Source organism: Prosthecobacter fusiformis (assembly GCF_004364345.1).
In the GTDB taxonomy this organism is placed as follows: domain Bacteria; phylum Verrucomicrobiota; class Verrucomicrobiia; order Verrucomicrobiales; family Verrucomicrobiaceae; genus Prosthecobacter; species Prosthecobacter fusiformis.
In genome coordinates this window covers 161,814-178,153 of sequence record NZ_SOCA01000005.1, presented here as the reverse complement: position 1 = coordinate 178,153, position 16,340 = coordinate 161,814, and the positions used below count along the sequence as shown (strand labels likewise).

Sequence of the window (16,340 nt, the reverse complement as noted above, 5' to 3'; positions counted from 1 at the left end):
TCTCATGTCCGACCAAGCTGCCCCCCAAGACCTCGTGCCCGTTCTGGGCCATGTGGATGATTATCTGCGTTTTTGCATGCAGTATGATGCATCCGATTTGCATCTCGCCACTGCGGCCCAACCTATCTGGAGACGTTTTGGCAACCTGACACCGATCTGGACAAATTCGGTTGCACTGAGTCCAGAAGATACCCGGCGACTCGCCTACAGTTTCCTCACCGAGGCTCAAATCCATCAGTTGGAGAATAAAGGAGATGTCGATTTCGCCTACTCCCCTGACTACGGGCGTTTCCGCGCCTCCGTCATCCAGCAACGCTTGGGCATTGACATCACTTTCCGCATCATCAGTACCAGCATCCGCTCTGTGGAAGAACTGGGCCTGCCTGAAACCGTTCGCACGCTGATCCGTTATCACAACGGGCTCGTGCTCGTCACCGGCCCAGTTGGTTGCGGAAAATCGACCACTCTGGCTGCGCTGGTGGATGAAATTAACAAGGAGCGCCAGGATCACATCATTACCCTGGAAGATCCCATTGAGTATGTGATCAACCCGAAAAGCTGCCATGTAAACCAGCGCGAAGTCGGCACCCATACGGATTCCTTTGCGGCAGCTCTTCGTGGTGCTTTGCGTGAAGATCCGGACATCATCATGGTGGGTGAAATGCGTGACTTGGAGACTATTTCCCTGGCCATCACAGCTGCTGAAACGGGTCACTTGGTGTTGGGAACCCTGCATACAGGAAACAGCGCTCGCACACTTGACCGTGTGCTGGACGTTTTCCCACCCGATCAACGCGACCAGATCCGCATCATGGTCTCTGAGTCTCTCCGCGGGATCATTTCCCAGCAGCTCGTCCCGAAAACGGATGGCAACGGTCGAGCGATGGCGGTGGAGCTTCTCGTTAATACCCCGGCTGTGGCCGCATGTATCCGCGATGGTAAAACCTACATGCTCAACGGTGTGATGCAGACCGGAAAAAACGTCGGCATGATCACGATGGATGACTCCCTGCGAAACCTTTACAGCAAAGGCCTTATCAGCCGTGAGGAGTGTGAATCCCGCTCCGAGGATAAGCAACAAATGCGCTTGTTCTTCCAAAGCTAGCCTGCTGCTTTAGGCCTAACCGTTTATTAATTTCAGCTTTCCGATACATCATGTCCATCATTGATAACTACTTCCAGCAACTCATTGAACTGGGTGGTTCCGACCTTCATCTTAGCCAGGGGCAGCCGCCTAAAGTGCGCGTCCACGGCAGCATCAAGGCCATTTCTCCTGACATTCTGACTCACAGCACCATGGAAACCATGATGCGTGAGATCTGCGAAGCTCGCGCTTGGGAGCGCTACCTTGAAAAAGGGGACCTCGACTTCGCCTATGAGATGGATGAGGAGCACCGTTTTCGCTGCAACTACCTCAAGCAGCAAAACGGCTTTGCCGCAGTCTTCCGTATCATTCCCACGAAGATCGCCAGCCTGGAGCAGCTCGGCATTCCTCCTGTGGTGAAGGAATTTGGCCACATGCGCAGCGGCCTTGTTTTGGTCACCGGTCCTACCGGTTCCGGCAAGTCCACGACACTGGCCGCCCTGTTGGATTACATCAATACCAACTTCCGCCGTCACATTATCACGGTGGAGGAGCCCATCGAATTCGTGCACAAAAATAAGCGCAGCATCATCACCCAGCGCGAGGTGCCCATCCAGACGCCTACCTTTGCCGACGGTCTTCGCGCTGCCCTCCGTCAGGATGCGGACATCGTACTTGTGGGGGAAATGCGCGACTTGGAAACCATCTCGCTGGCCCTCACAGCCGCAGAGACCGGCCTCCTTGTTTTCGGCACATTGCACACGAATAACGCCCGCAAAACCGTTGACCGTATCATCGACGTTTTCCCCGCCGAACAGCAGAGCCAGGTTCGCACCATGCTCGCCGCTTCTCTCAAAGGCGTGGTGGCCCAGTTGCTCATGAAAAAGGCGGACGGCAAAGGCCGTGTGGCCGTGAATGAGATCATGGTTTCCACTCCGGCTGTAGGTGCCATCATCCGTGAAGGTGCCACGCAGAAGCTCTATGACGTCATCATCGGCGGCAAGGCCCAGGGCATGCAGTTCATGGACGATTCCATCTGGCAGAAGCTGCGCGACGGTTATGCCAGCCCGATGGAAGCCTATATGAAAGCCATCGATAAAGGCCGATTCAAAGCCTTCCTGCCGCCTGAGGATCAGGCCATCGCCAATGCTGGCGGCGGCGAGGCGAAGAAATAACTGGAGCCTTGAACTGACTGTTAATTTTGACGGGTGTGGCATTCAAAAGGCCGCACCCGTTGTGTTATCGGTGGTGTGGATTTAGCGTCCCTCGCTGGAACGATGGAACTGAATCGCTGCGATCTTGTCTGCCATGTCGTGGCTTGCGCAAAAGGCTAATTCAGCACTGGCTGCACGGCTGAGGCGGGCACGAAAACTGACCACTTCCCCCATACTCAAACCGTCCACATAAGCTTGAACCGGACGGTGTTCAGGACTCAGGCTGCGGATCTCCACGGTATTGTCCACGGACAAAAGGGCGCTGCGCCAGTGCGCTGGCTCCATCACATTGGATCCTACCAGGAGCCAGGCGGGTGTATCCGCCAGTAGTGGGCTGGCCCCCATGCTGCGGGCGTATGCCGTTGACCCGGCAGCGGTGGCCACGAGAGCGCCATCGCTCACCAGTTTAGGAATGCGTTCTACCCCGTTCACGATGACCTGTAGCCAGGCGCTCTGGCTCGTGCTCCGCTCCAGCCACGCATCATTGAAGCCGTAAGCCTGCTGGATTCTTCCCTCGCGATCTTCTGTTTCGATATAAAGCAGCGGCATCTGGCGCAAAATGACATCCGAGGGTGGGAACGGACAACCGAGAACCTGTTCCGGCGCATTCATCAGAAAGCCCAGATGACCGGCATTGATACCAAAGAATGGCAGCCTTTCACGCCAACGCTCACGGATGCATCGTAACATGGCCCCATCACCTCCCAGCACAGTGATGAAACCCGGCTGCTCATCTGTACCCGGACCAATGTCTGACAGCCAGGCTTGCGCTTTGGCGTTGTGTGGATCGCTCTGGATAGAGAAAGTTTGGTCACTCAGGCTCTGGCGTGCCCAGTTGCCTGGATTGGGTGCGCGGTAGAGACCATAGCGGCCGATATAAGCCTGGGCACGTGGAGCGAGAAGACCTTCCACCGAGCGCCCTTTGCTGAGATTTTCACGTATCAGCGTACTGGAACCTGGAACATCGGTTTCAAAAACCAGGGAATTTGGAGGCAGGTCGCTGGGTTCTATGACATAGCCCGGCCGGGTGAGAACCACAAAACGGGCTGACTCCCACAGTTCCTGGCCATTTTTCCAGGTGCGCTGGATGAGTGATTGGCCTGTGCCTCCTCCCGTTATCAAGTCTCCACCCACCACGTGCCAGACTTCGCCCTGGCCTTCATACTTGCTTTGCAGATCCCAGTTGGGTGTAAAAGAGGCCTGCTCAAGATCAAAAAGATCCACCGTGACGCCGGGCAGGTTGCCAAAAGTCAGGTCAGCAAGCGCCGCCCTGTAAACAGCGGGGATAGAATCTGTGACTGGTTTGTCCGGTCGTGGGCCACAGGGGATGACACGCACTTGGTCAAACTCGCTAGCAAGACGCTGTGCAATGACAGAGTGATGCTGGCCGGGTGGATTGAAGCTGCCTCCAAAGAGGGCAATGCGCTGGGGCATATCTCATGGTGCCCTTGGAGATGCGCCAGAGCAAGCAAGGACTGCTCATCTTGAGCAAAGTCACGCACACGATTCCATGTGCAGCGGGCTAAAAAATGAATACTGATCTATGCCAACCGATACCGTTTTTCCAATCCATGCCTGAGACTGCTCCAGCCCCTGCGGCCATCACCAACATTGCCGCTTATCAATTTGCCACCCTGTCTGACCTGAAGTCATTGCGGGAAAAACTCATCGCCCTTTGCAAGGGCTGGGATTTGAAAGGCACCATTTTGCTGAGCACCGAGGGGATTAATCTTTTCATCGCTGGAGGCCAGCATGAAGTGGATCTGCTGGTGTCGGAACTGCGAGCCATTCCCGGACTGGAAAAGCTGACCCCCAAGGTCAGTGAAAGCGCGGAGCAGCCATTCCGGCGAATGCTGGTGCGCATCAAAAAGGAAATCATTGCCTTTGGTGTGGAGGGGATCGAGCCAGCCAAATACACTTCGCCACGAATTGAAGCGCATACTTTAAAGCAGTGGCTGGACGAAGGCCGCCCCATCACCCTGCTGGATACCCGCAATGATTATGAGGTGAAGCTCGGCACTTTCAAAGGCGCACACATCATTGGCGTGAACAGTTTCAGGGATTTCCCTGAGGCCGTAAGTCGTCTGCCAGAAGCCTTGAAGCAGCAGCCCATCGTCACCTTCTGCACCGGTGGCATTCGTTGTGAAAAAGCCGCCCCGTTCATGGAGCGTGAAGGCTTTGAGCAGGTGTGGCAGCTCGAAGGTGGCATCCTCAAGTACTTCGAAGAAGTCGGCGGTGCTCATTATGATGGCGAATGTTTCGTCTTTGATCAACGTGTGGGCGTGGACCCGGCGCTGAGCGAGACCGAGTCCACCCAATGTTTTATGTGCCAGTCCCCGCTGTCGGATGCGGAGCAGCAAGACGCTCGTTTTGTGGAGCATGTCTCCTGTCCCTATTGTTATAAAACGACGGAGCAGCAGATGGCGGAAAACATCGCCGCCCGGCACAAAACCATCCGCAGCCTGATCACGCCACTCCCTGGCAGCGCCCCCTACGATCATCAGCAACCTCTGAATGTCCCCAGGGCTTGTGATGGACTGACGCTGCTGGACACACTCATCACCATCCTGCCTCATGTGCCTCGCACAGAGCTGCTGATGCGTTTTGAAGACCAACGGATTTTAAACCAGGACGGCCAGCCTGTGCTTCCTGACATGATCGTCAGGGCAGGGGAGCGCTATCTGCGCCTCATACCCGCCAATGTGGAGCCTGATGTGAATGCAGACATCCAGATCGTGCATGAGGACGAAGCCGTGCTCGTGCTCGTTAAACCTGCCCCATTGCCGATGCATGCCGGCGGCCGGTTCAATCGCAATACGCTTCAGTATATCCTGCATGAGGTGTATGAGCCGCAAAAACCGCGTGCCTGCCATCGGTTGGATGCCAATACCACCGGCCTCGTCGTGGTGGCCCGCACCCGCCATTTCGCGGGGCTGGTCCAGAAACAATTCGCCAGTGGGGCGGTGGAAAAAATCTATTTGGCCAAAGTTCAAGGCCATCCCCCAACAGACTCCTTTTTCTCCGACGCCCCCATCAGCGATGTTCCCGGTGCCCTGGGCAGCCGTGAAGTGGATGAAGACAACGGTCGCGAGGCCCGCACCGAATTCCGTGTCATCCGCCGGGATGCTGACGGCACAGCCCTCGTCGAGGCACGTCCCCTTACAGGACGTACTAATCAGATTCGCATTCACCTTTGGCAGCTCGGTTTTCCCATTGTCGGTGACCCCGTTTACCTGCCTGGCGGTTCTGTGGGGGATACCCAGACGCTGGATCTAAGCGCCGCCCCCTTGTGTTTGCATGCCTGGAAGCTGGCCTTCATCCACCCTCTGACTCAAACGCGCGTCTCTTTTGAGACGGATGTCCCTGCCTGGGGTTGCCCCCTGTAAAACGGTCGTTCCATGCCACGCTCCTCTCAGCCTCCTACATTCAGTATTTGCCATTCGCCCGATCCGGGCCATTCGTATCACAGACATGGCCTGTAAAATTGACCCCGCTCTGCACACAGAAAAGAAGCCCGATTGGATTCGTGTGAAGCTGCCTCGTGATCCTGTTTTCTGGAGCACAAAGTCCCTGATTTCCGACCTGAAACTCCACACCGTGTGCGAAGAGGCCCAGTGCCCGAACCGCTGGGAATGCTGGAGCCAGGGTACAGCCACCTTCATGATTGCTGGCGATCGCTGTACCCGTGCCTGCGGATTCTGCGCGGTCAAAACCGCCAAACCGTTCGCCCTGGAGGCCGATGAACCCCAACGTGTCGCCCAGGCCACCAAGCGCCTCGGTTTGAACCACGTTGTCATTACCGCCGTCGCCCGCGATGACGTCAAAGACGGCGGTGCCGAGCACTTTGCCCGCACCATCGAAGCCGTGCGTGAGGCGGTTCCTCACATCACCATCGAGATTCTGGTTCCTGACTTCAACGAGAAGGAAGATTCTCTGGATGTGGTCATGAAGGCCCGCCCGCATATTTTTAATCACAACCTGGAAACCGTCGAGCGCCTCACCCCCCTCGTCCGCAGCCGTGCCCAATATCATCGCAGCCTGAAGGTGCTGAAACGCGCCAAACAGATCTCTCTGGACCTCGGCACCAAATGCGCCACCAAGAGCGGCCTCATGCTCGGCCTCGGCGAAACCGAGGTCGAACTCTTCCAGGCCATGGATGACCTTCTGGAACACGACGTCACCGTCCTCACCCTGGGCCAATACCTGCGCCCATCCGCCCAGCATCTCCCCGTCATCGAATACGTCCATCCGGATACCTTCGAAAACTACAAAGAGATCGCCCGTAAAAAAGGCTTCCGCCACGTCGCCAGCGCCCCCCTTGTCCGCAGTTCCTACCACGCCGCCGACTTCAAGCCGGAGCTGGATGTGGGATGAGGATAGAGTAGTCCGCTGCTTTTCCTATGAGCAACAATTCATCCGCGTTGCCCGGGGATCATCATTATTGGAGAGCATTTGCTTTCTCCTGGCTGTTCTACATGTGCATGTCTTTGGCTGAATACTACGATGGTATTCTGACCTGGATAGGACAGCCAATCATGGGTGCGGTTTTTTCGGGCGTTACCGTCGCCACAATAGCTCTCTTGGGATTGCTTTTGAGGATTCCACAAATTGGCAGGGCATGGCGAAAAAGTCACCCTCTGCCAGTCATCATCATTGTGGGAGGACTACTCTTGTTAATCTGTGGGAGCACCATCGGGCTGACAGAAACCTACGTTGATAGTGAGACTGAAACCGTCCACAGCCGACTCCATGGAGTTGTCAGTGTTCCTGCATTCCTTGGGGTTATATTTGCCATAGCACACTGGCCTACTCGAATCTTAACAAAGAATGTGTAAGTTTAGAAATAGGCCGCAAACGCGACTCACATCTGGTCGTGGCATTTTCTAAAAGCGCGGACTGAAAATGAAGAGTCGGCGTGGCACCTTGTGTTCAAGGCACAACCTGAGTCCTTATGATCGCCAATCTCACCAAAGAACAAAAAGCCGAAGTCATTTCATCCCTCCAGCGCTACACTTCTAAAGAACTCGACTGTGACTTGGGCGACATCCAGGCAGGACATCTTTTGGAGTATATCTTGAAAGAGATCGGTCCGTTCGCTTACAATCAGGGAGTCGAGGATGCGAAAGGATATCTGGCTTCGAAAGTCGAAGAATTGACCGGTACCTGTTTTGAACAAGGACTGACTTATTGGAATGCGTCCTCAGGAGGGCGGCAAATCAAACGCAAGCCTTGAGGGGCGTGATCTAGTGTGAGTGGGAATTCTGCTGTTGAGTGGGGGCATTTTCCTGATTGTTCGAGAGCGCACACTTCGTTATGCAAGGTTCATGCATCGCTCGTTGCTCCTCGCCTTCTCCCTCGCCACTCTGGCTTCTGCTCAACTTCGTCCTGATGGAGCCACCGCTTCGTTCCGGGGCAGCCTGCCACCCAAGCCCGTAGCGGCGCTTTCGGTTGAGCAGGAGGCCAGTTTGGAAAAAAAACTGGCAAGCGTCGCGCAGTCCTTTCAGGCGGTCAAAAAACATCCCCGTGCAGCGGATGCGGACATCTTTTTAAAGGCCGTTCGCTATGCGCTCGATTTTGATGAGTGGTATGACAAGAAGCCCGAAGACGGTATCAAAAAAGCCACCGCATTGCTGGACGAGGCGAAGCGCCGCATCACTTCGCTCAAGGAAAACAAAACTCCATGGATGGACGGCAGCGGGCAAAAGGTGCTGGGTTTCTATTCCCAGATTGATGGCAGCCCCCAACCCTATGGCGTCGAAGTGCCCGAGGGGCTGGAATTTAGCCCCGGCAAGAAGCCCATCCCGATGTGGGTGTGGCTGCATGGGCGTGGCGATACGGCCACGGATCTTCACTTCGTTTACAATCGGCTGAATGCGAAGAAACCGGGCCAGTTTCAGCCGAAGGGCACCATTGTGATTCACCCCTTTGGCCGCTACTGCAACGGCTGGAAAAGCGCAGGGGAAACGGATGTGTTCGAAGCTCGCGACGATGCCACAGCGCGCTTCAATGTGGATGAAAATCGCATCGCCCTCGCCGGCTTCAGCATGGGCGGGGCAGGGGCCTGGCATATCGGGGCCCACTTCGCGGACCAATGGGCCTGTGTACATCCCGGGGCTGGCTTTGCGGATGTGAAGCGCTATCAGAAGCTCACTCCCGATAAATACCCCTCTTTGTATGAACAAACATTATGGGGTGTTTATGACGTGCCGGACTATGCGCGCAATTTTTTCAATGTCCCCCTCATCGTCTATAGCGGTGAAAATGACACCCAGCGCGATGCGGCGGCTTACATGGAAGGCATCCTCAAAAACGAAGGCCTCACCATTCCTCATCTCATCGGCCCAGGCATGGGGCACAAATATCACCCTGAGGTGATCAAGGATGTGCAGGCCAAGATCGAAGCCGCTGTTGAGAAGGGCAGGGACTCGATGCCGAAGAAGGTTATTTTGCAGACAAAGACGCTGGGGTATAACAAGATGTTCTGGGTGAGACTTCTGGCGCAGGAAAAGCAGTGGGAGGATACACGCATTGAAGCAGAAATGGCCGACGACGGGATTCTGCGCGCCACCACAAAAAATGTGGCTTCTTTTTCACTCAATCCGAATTCGAAGGTCGCGGGCTATGAAATTGACGGGCAAAAGCTGACAGGTGGACAGACTTTTCGCCGGGATGCCCAGGGAGGGTGGAGAACGCAATCCAATAAAGACAGCAAAGAAAACTCGGTCTGGCTAAAGCAGCCCGGTCAGAGCGGCCCCATTGAGGAACCTCTAAAGCGCCCCTTCCTCGTCGTGCTGCCTGAAGGCGACAGCGCCTCTCCACAAGTGACCGCTTGGGTCAATTCCGAATCCAGACATTTCCTCACCCGCTGGCGCAGCCTAATGCGTGGAGATGTGAAGGTGAAAAAAGCCGCTGACGTCACCTCCGATGACATGCTGCGCTACACACTCGTCCTCTGGGGGGATGCTGTTTCCAATCCCCTGGTAGCCAAGGTGCTGCTGGCTGGCAGCACTGCCAAGCTGCTGCTCACGTGGACAAAGGAGAAACTCGTTCTGGGTCCGCACTCCATGGATGGCAGCACGCACGTCCCCGTGATGATCCGCCCCAATCCGCTGGAACCTCGTGGCACCGTCATCCTCAATTCAGGTCTGACTTTCCGCGAGGCACACGATCGTACCAATTCCCTGCAGAATCCGAAGCTGCCAGATTGGGCCATCCTGGACATCACCCAACCTCCAAATGCCGAGAGCGCCGGAAAAGTGGTGGCAGCAGATTTCTTTGATGAGTTCTGGCAGGTGAAGGCGGCCCAGTAGCTCTCCCTGGAGCGCGGGCGTCTCGCCTGCCGCATCCTGTGTCCCGCAGGATGCCGTTCTCGCGTGTTCTTCACACCCCGGATTCCCAGCCAGAGGCGCATTTCCAAACGGACCAGGAATGCCCTCGCATCAGAAAATCACAGATCTACCTTTTGAAAGTACAAAAGAGGCAAAAAGAAGACCTTTTCTGGGTGGCCTGATTCGGTCTTGAATGCGTGCATTTCAGCTTGTGGAACGTGGGGAGGGGGATGCGTGTGGAACGCCCGAAATCACAGGCTTTGAGCGCGATTTCGAATGACCAGAATCAAGCCATGCAAAAATCGTGTTTTTTTCATCAAAAATCCTTGGCAGGATGAGGCATCTTGCTACCCTGAAATCCTCCCCATCGAGCACGTTTCTGAAGCGGGTTTTTGGACAGACTCAGGCGATGGAAAAACGACAACTTTTATGCCAGACGAAATCATTGAATCCATCGATTCAAATTCCACCGCCGTAGCTCTCGACCAAGCTTACGGGGCCGATCAAATTCAAAAACTCGAAGGTCTGGAAGCCGTCCGCCTTCGTCCCGGCATGTACATCGGCGACCCCGATGAGCGCGGCCTTCACCACTGCGTGTTTGAAGTGGTGGATAACTCGATCGATGAACACCTCGCCGGTTACTGCAAAAACATCTGGATCAACATCCACACCGACGGCTCCATCAGCCTCCAGGACGATGGACGCGGCATCCCTGTGGAAATGCATCCCAAGGCAGGCATCCCGACGGTGGAACTCGTGCTGACCAGCCTCCACGCAGGCGGTAAATTTGGCGATGGCGCTTACGAGTTCTCCGGTGGTCTTCACGGGGTGGGCGCAAAGTGCGTCAACGCCCTCTCCGATTGGTTCAAGTGCGAGGTTTTCCGCGATGGCAAAATCTACGCCATCGGCTTCGAGCGTGGTAAAACAACGGAACCCCTTACGGTGCTGGGTGACCTCGACGAGCCAACCACCACAGGCACCAAGATTTCATTTTTCCCGGATGCCACCATCTTCACGATTACGACGGTTTTCGTCTTTGAGCGTCTGCTGGTCCGTTTGCGTGAGTTGGCTTTCCTGAACCCTGGAATCCGCATCACCCTGACCGATGAGCGCGCAGAGACGCCACGTCAGGAAGTCCTGTTTTACAAAGAAGGCGTCAAGCAATTCGTCCGCGAACTCGGGGCCGATAAAGATAAGATCCACCCCGATGCCATCGCTCTGGCCGGACGCCGTGAAATCGTCATTGATGACAAGAACAAGTTCATCCTCGTGGACTGCGTGCTCCAGTGGAACAAGGGCCTTAATGAGCAGACACTGTGTTTTGCCAATGCCATTCCCAACCCGGACGGGGGTACCCATTACAGCGGCCTTAAAGCAGCCCTGACACGTGCGGTTAAAGCCTACATCAACAGCAATCCGAAGAGCTTCAAAGACAAGCTGCCAGATATCGAGAGTGATGACTGCCGGGAAGGCCTGATCTGCGTGCTCAGTGTGAAGCTGCCAAACCCGCGTTTCAACTCCCAGACGAAGGTGAAGCTGGTCAATGGTGAGGTGGAGGGCGTGGTCAGTTCCATCGTTTATGAAGGCTTAATGCGCTTCTTTGACGAGACCCCGGACATTGCGGTCACCGTCATCAATAACATCATCATCGCGGCCAAGTCCCGCGAAGCTGCCCGCAAGGCCCGCGAGGCCATCCGCAAGGACGCCATGAGCAGCGGTGGTCTTCCTGGCAAATTAGCCGACTGCTCCGAGCGCGATCCTTCCAAAACTGAGCTGTTTATTGTCGAGGGTGACTCCGCCGGTGGTTCTGCCAAAATGGGCCGCAATCGTCACAATCAAGCCATCCTGCCCCTGCGAGGCAAGCTCATCAACACCGAGAAAGCCCGCTTGGAAAAGGTCCTCCAAAACAAGGAAGTCCAGACCATGATCACCGCCATCGGTACTGGCATTGGTGGCGACAGCGAGGTCGAAGGCTCCTTCAACATTGACAAGCTGCGCTACCACAAAATCGTCATCATGACCGATGCCGACGTGGACGGCTCCCACATTCGCACGCTTTTGCTTACCTTCTTCTTCCGCCAGATGCCGGAACTAGTCAAAGGCGGCCACATTTACGTCGCCCAGCCGCCCCTTTATCAGGTCACTCGCAAGAAGCGCGAGGAATACGTGCAGGACGATGCTGAAATGGACGCCATGCTCCTGGAAATGGGATCTGGCGAGATCAGCCTCCGCAACATCGCCGATGGCAGCACCGTAGCCGATGAGCGCCTCCAGTCTATTCTTGAGCAACTCGTTCCGGTGGCCAAATTTGCCGACATCATCCGGCGTCATGGCGGTGACTTTGAGACCTACCTCCAGGCGCGCGATGAGACATCCGGCAACCTTCCTCATTACCTCGTCTCCATCCGCGAGGGCAATGAAGCCAGAATCCTTTACTTCCTTGGCAATGAGCAGCTCGCCGCCTTTGCCCGTGAAAACAATGATCTTCATCTCTTCGGCAAGCCCGAGGTGGATCCTGAGGCCAACGGTTCCCCCACACCCAAGGCTCATCGCCGCGCCCGTCTCATCGAGATTCATGAGGCTCACGGCATGAAAAAACGCTTCCAACATCTGGATGAATTGGGCCTGCATGTGGACCACTTCAGCAGCCAGGACAAACCCCTCTTCGAAGTCATCGAAGGCGAGGGCGACCATGCCAAAGTGCACCCAGTCTTCAGCATCCCAGGCATCCTCGATAAGGTGATGGAGATCGGCAAACGCGGCATGGAAATCAAGCGCTTCAAAGGTCTCGGTGAAATGAACGCCAAGCAGCTTTTCGAGACCACCATGGACCCGAACAAGCGCACCCTCCTGCAGATCAAGCTGGATGAATCCAACGCCCAGGAAGCCGAACGCATCTTCACCATTCTCATGGGCGACGTCGTCGAACCTCGCAAACACTTCATCGAAGAGAACGCGCTGAACGTGCGGAACTTGGATGTTTGATCCTTCTGGCCGGCTTTCACTCCTGTCCAGGGCAAGGAACTGTTCATGATTTCCAATTTCCAGCTTTCCAAAGAGCAGATCATTGATGCCCTCACGGCGTTAAATGGGAAGCTTGCCGCCAAAGAGGTGACGGGAGAGCTGTGCATTTTTGGAGGCGCGGCCATGATCCTGGCCTTTGATGCCCGCCAGAGCACACGTGATGTGGATGGAATTTTTGTTCCCAAAGCCGTAGTATCGGGCGCAGTTGAAGAGGTGGCTCAGGAGTTGGATCTGCCCCAGGCATGGTTGAATGATGGAGTGAAAGGCTGGGTATCCAGTGCGGGAGATCTCGTTGCTGATGGTATGCCGCAATTCACTCATCTTCGAGTTCTTCGGCCCTCTGCCCATTATCTGCTGGCAATGAAATGCCTGGCGGCACGAACTGGTGATTACGATACCTCCGGTGACATGGCGGATGTTCAAACCTTGATCCGGCATCTTGGACTCAAGGACGCAAATCAGGTGCTAGAAATCGTTTCACGCTATTACGACGAATCCAGGCTGTCCCCCAAAACCCGCTATTTCGTTGAAGAAATCATGCTGGAAGAAGGAGGTGTCCAATGACAGGCCAGTCCATGACCACTTTGTCTGCCCAGTTTTCCGAAGTCTCCTCCAAACAGGAATTTGGATATGCACTGCGTGACTATCTGGACCGCTTTCGCGAGGCTCCTTCGCCTGATCTGCTCGCTGATGAACCTGCTTTGCTTGAATCAAAACTTCAAGACGAAGGCGTCGCCGATGCGTACCTGGCCGCGGCTGCATCCTGGATGTCTCATCAATACGGCTTCGCTGCCCCTCTTTGGGCCCAAGAATCCAAGCGTGTTCTCGACCATCCCTTTTTTGCCGCCAAAACCCACGGCTTGCGCATGATTCTGTTGCAAGAAAGCCCTCCTGAATTTCGCGTCCGCAATCTCTTCGTTTCTGCCAACGCCCTGCATCGCGCCTGACTTCGCCGATGTCTGAATACTGATTACTGAACACTGTTTCCACTCCCGCTTTCCCCTTTCCCATGCAAGAATCCAACACCCGTCCCATCTCAGTCGCTGACGAGGTCAAGAACTCCTTTCTTGATTACTCGATGTCAGTCATCATCTCCCGTGCGCTGCCGGATGTGCGGGATGGGTTGAAGCCTTCCCAGCGCCGCATTTTGTATGCGATGCATGAGCTGGGTCTGTATCCGCCGAAGAAGCAGATGAAGTGCGCGAAGATCTGCGGCGATACTTCGGGTAACTATCACCCTCACGGTGAAGCGGTCATTTACCCCACACTCGTCCACATGGGCCAGCCGTGGGCAATGCGTGAGACGCTGATCGATCCTCAGGGGAACTTCGGCTCGGTGGAAGGTGACCCTCCGGCAGCCATGCGTTATACGGAAGCCCGCATGACGCCCCTGGGCGGCACGCTGATGTCCGACATGGAGAAGGACACCGTGGATTTCGTTCCAAACTATGATGAACGTCTGACGGAACCAACCGTCTTCCCGGCGGCCTTTCCTAACCTTTTGGTTAACGGCGGCACCGGCATCGCCGTCGGTATGGCCACGAACATGCCTCCCCATAACCTCGGGGAAATTGTGGATGGAGTCTGTGCTCAGATTGACAATCCGGGCATCACCAACAGCGGCCTCGCCCAGTTCATCAAAGGCCCCGATTTCCCCACTGGATGTGTGATTCACGGCCTCGACGGCATTCGCGAATACATGGAAACCGGCCACGGCAGCGTGCGTGTGCGCGGTCAGGCTGAAATCGTTGAAAACAATAACCGCGAGCAGATCATCATCACGGAAATTCCGTACAACGTGAACCGTGCGGAACTGGTGAAGCGCATTGCTGAACTGGCCAATGAAAAGATCATCGCGGACATCACTTCCGTCCGTGATGAGTCCGATGAAAACACCCGCGTGGTGGTTGACCTCAAGCGCGATGCCCGCCCTCAGGTCGTCCTGAACAACCTGTATAAATTCACCGCTCTTGAAAGCAGCTTCAGCATTCACATGCTGGCCATTGATGGTGGCCGCCCGCGCGTGCTCAGCATCAAGGACGCGATCGCCTGTTACATCGAGCATCGCCGCGAGGTCATCATCCGCCGCACCCGCTTCCTCCTGCGCAAGGCGGAACAGCAGGCTGAAAAACTCGAAGCCTACTTGCTGGCTCTCGGCCACCTGGATGACTTCATCAAAATCATCCGCGACAGCCGCAATCGTGATGAAGCCCGTGCCGGCCTGAAGGCTTACCAGTTCAGTGTCGCCACGGCAGAGCGCCTCGGCATTCTCATCCGCAACCAGCCCAGCATCCAGGGTGATCGCTATGTATTCACCGATACTCAGGTGGATCAAATCCTGGAATTGCGCCTCTACCAGCTCACCGGCATGGAGCGGGACAAGATCAAGGCCGACTACGACGAGCTTCTCTCCACCATCACCGACTTGATGGACATCCTGGCCAAGGAGCATCGCGTGCTGACCATCATCAAGGACGAACTACAGGCCATTAAAGCCAAGCACGGTACCCCGCGTTACACCCGCATTGATGCCATGGGCGGAGGGATCGAAACCATTGATCTTATCCCGAACGACGCCAACATCGTCACGCTCACCCACTTTGGTTATGTGAAGCGCACGCTCACCAACGAATACCGCCTGCAGGCACGCGGTGGCAAGGGATTGAAAGGCATGGAGGCCCGCGAAGCCGCCACCAAAGAGGACAAGAACGACTTCGTGGAGACGCTCTTCAGCGCCAACATGCATGACTTTTTGTTATTCTTCACGAATACCGGGCGCGTCTATGTAGAGCGTGTTTACCAGCTCCCGGAGGCCCCTCGCACCGGACGTGGCCGCAGCATCAAAAACGTGCTGAACCTGCGCCCTGAAGAAAAGATCAACAGCGTTCTCCGCCTGGAAGCCCAAGGCGTGGAAGATGATGCCATGTGGAGCCCGGACAAGTTTGTCCTCTTCGCGACCAAGGACGGCACCGTCAAAAAAACCGCCCTCGAAGCTTTCAAGAACTATCGCAAGGACGGCATCATCGCCATCAACATCGAGGAAGGGAACGACCTCGTGGATGTGGTGCTCACCAACGGCAATAGCGAGATCTGTTTCGCCACCCGTGAAGGCATGTGCCTGCGTTGTGTGGAAACCGACATCCGCGCCATGGGCCGTGGAGCCGCCGGCGTTCGCGGTATTCGTCTGGATGAAGGAGACTACCTCGTCGCGCTCACCGCCGTCGAACCCGATACCCAGCTCCTCATTGTCTCGGAAAAAGGCCTCGGCAAACGCACCCCGTTTGAAGACTACCGCCTCATCAATCGCGGTGGCAAAGGTGTCAAGACCATCAACATCACCGAGAAGACCGGCAAGGTCGTCGCCGCCATCGCCGTGCATAATGATGACGAGCTGATGCTCATCACCAGCAAAGGGCAGAACGTCCGCATCCGCGTTGGTGGTGACAAAGGCATCCGCGAAACCGGACGTGTCGCTCAAGGCGTCAAACTCATGGACCTCAAGAAGGATGAAACCATCCAGGACGTGGCCACCGTGATCGCCGATGAAGAGGACGAGACCGCCCCTAATGAAGAGGGTGAAGTCATCGCAGTTGAAGGTGAAACGTCAGAAATCACCGAGACTCCTTCTGAAGACAGCGCCCCTTCCGAAGCCTCTGAATCCGATACCCCCGAGTCCTGATCACCGCCCGT

11 protein-coding genes are annotated in these 16,340 nt (G+C 55.7%); 10 read left to right on the top strand and 1 reads right to left on the bottom strand.

The features are described 5' to 3' along the window. The first annotated feature begins 4 nt into the window (after window positions 1-4). Together EI77_RS14660 and EI77_RS14655 are read left to right on the top strand one after the other, a co-directional pair. Complete coding sequence (locus tag EI77_RS14660) at window positions 5-1,105, top strand: type IV pilus twitching motility protein PilT (RefSeq protein ID WP_133796041.1); 1,101 nt, start codon at window positions 5-7, stop codon at window positions 1,103-1,105. Between the two features lie 50 nt (window positions 1,106-1,155). Next, the gene (locus tag EI77_RS14655; RefSeq protein ID WP_133796040.1) at window positions 1,156-2,259 is read left to right on the top strand and encodes a type IV pilus twitching motility protein PilT; all 1,104 of its coding nucleotides are present in this window, start codon (window positions 1,156-1,158) and stop codon (window positions 2,257-2,259) included. An 81-nt stretch (window positions 2,260-2,340) separates the two neighbouring features. Here EI77_RS14655 and EI77_RS14650 read toward each other — a convergent pair whose 3' ends face one another. After that, on the bottom strand, window positions 2,341-3,732 hold the full coding sequence (locus tag EI77_RS14650) for an NAD(+)/NADH kinase (protein WP_133796039.1): 1,392 nt from the start codon (window positions 3,730-3,732) through the stop codon (window positions 2,341-2,343). Between the two features lie 137 nt (window positions 3,733-3,869). Between EI77_RS14650 and EI77_RS14645 the strand changes: the two genes are divergently transcribed. The 8 genes from EI77_RS14645 to gyrA all read left to right on the top strand — a co-directional run bounded on the left by EI77_RS14645 (window position 3,870) and on the right by gyrA (window position 16,329). Further along, a complete protein-coding gene (locus tag EI77_RS14645; protein ID WP_133796038.1) occupies window positions 3,870-5,684 on the top strand; it encodes a sulfurtransferase in 1,815 nt (604 codons plus the stop codon). A gap of 85 nt (window positions 5,685-5,769) precedes the next feature. Beyond that, complete coding sequence (gene lipA / locus EI77_RS14640) at window positions 5,770-6,672, top strand: lipoyl synthase (protein ID WP_133796037.1); 903 nt, start codon at window positions 5,770-5,772, stop codon at window positions 6,670-6,672. A 577-nt stretch (window positions 6,673-7,249) separates the two neighbouring features. Then, a complete protein-coding gene (locus EI77_RS14635; RefSeq protein WP_133796036.1) occupies window positions 7,250-7,531 on the top strand; it encodes a DUF2164 domain-containing protein in 282 nt (93 codons plus the stop codon). A 91-nt stretch (window positions 7,532-7,622) separates the two neighbouring features. Beyond that, window positions 7,623-9,608, top strand: a complete 1,986-nt coding sequence (locus tag EI77_RS14630; protein ID WP_133796035.1) for a prolyl oligopeptidase family serine peptidase — start codon at window positions 7,623-7,625, stop codon at window positions 9,606-9,608. A gap of 447 nt (window positions 9,609-10,055) precedes the next feature. Next, window positions 10,056-12,611 carry a DNA gyrase subunit B gene (locus tag EI77_RS14625; protein WP_133796034.1) on the top strand — a complete coding sequence of 852 codons (2,556 nt, stop codon included), beginning with the start codon at window positions 10,056-10,058 and terminating at the stop codon, window positions 12,609-12,611. A gap of 45 nt (window positions 12,612-12,656) precedes the next feature. Next, a complete protein-coding gene (locus EI77_RS14620; protein ID WP_133796033.1) occupies window positions 12,657-13,214 on the top strand; it encodes a hypothetical protein in 558 nt (185 codons plus the stop codon). An 11-nt stretch (window positions 13,215-13,225) separates the two neighbouring features. After that, complete coding sequence (locus EI77_RS14615; RefSeq protein ID WP_133796032.1) at window positions 13,226-13,597, top strand: hypothetical protein; 372 nt, start codon at window positions 13,226-13,228, stop codon at window positions 13,595-13,597. A 62-nt stretch (window positions 13,598-13,659) separates the two neighbouring features. Then, window positions 13,660-16,329, top strand: coding sequence for a DNA gyrase subunit A (gene gyrA / locus EI77_RS14610; protein WP_133796031.1), 2,670 nt, complete (start codon window positions 13,660-13,662; stop codon window positions 16,327-16,329). The last annotated feature ends 11 nt before the right edge of the window (window positions 16,330-16,340 follow it).

Excerpts from the sequence above, each read along its gene's own strand:
- lipA (WP_133796037.1), top strand. The coding sequence starts at position 5,770 with ATGGCCTGTAAAATTGACCCCGCTCTGCACACAGAAAAGAAGCCCGAT.
- EI77_RS14660 (WP_133796041.1), top strand. The coding sequence starts at position 5 with ATGTCCGACCAAGCTGCCCCCCAAGACCTCGTGCCCGTTCTGGGCCAT.
- EI77_RS14615 (WP_133796032.1), top strand. The coding sequence starts at position 13,226 with ATGACCACTTTGTCTGCCCAGTTTTCCGAAGTCTCCTCCAAACAGGAA.
- EI77_RS14645 (WP_133796038.1), top strand. The coding sequence starts at position 3,870 with ATGCCTGAGACTGCTCCAGCCCCTGCGGCCATCACCAACATTGCCGCT.
- gyrA (WP_133796031.1), top strand. The coding sequence starts at position 13,660 with ATGCAAGAATCCAACACCCGTCCCATCTCAGTCGCTGACGAGGTCAAG.
- EI77_RS14635 (WP_133796036.1), top strand. The coding sequence starts at position 7,250 with ATGATCGCCAATCTCACCAAAGAACAAAAAGCCGAAGTCATTTCATCC.
- EI77_RS14650 (WP_133796039.1), bottom strand. The coding sequence starts at position 3,732 with ATGCCCCAGCGCATTGCCCTCTTTGGAGGCAGCTTCAATCCACCCGGC.
- EI77_RS14620 (WP_133796033.1), top strand. The coding sequence starts at position 12,657 with ATGATTTCCAATTTCCAGCTTTCCAAAGAGCAGATCATTGATGCCCTC.
- EI77_RS14630 (WP_133796035.1), top strand. The coding sequence starts at position 7,623 with ATGCATCGCTCGTTGCTCCTCGCCTTCTCCCTCGCCACTCTGGCTTCT.
- EI77_RS14625 (WP_133796034.1), top strand. The coding sequence starts at position 10,056 with ATGCCAGACGAAATCATTGAATCCATCGATTCAAATTCCACCGCCGTA.
- EI77_RS14655 (WP_133796040.1), top strand. The coding sequence starts at position 1,156 with ATGTCCATCATTGATAACTACTTCCAGCAACTCATTGAACTGGGTGGT.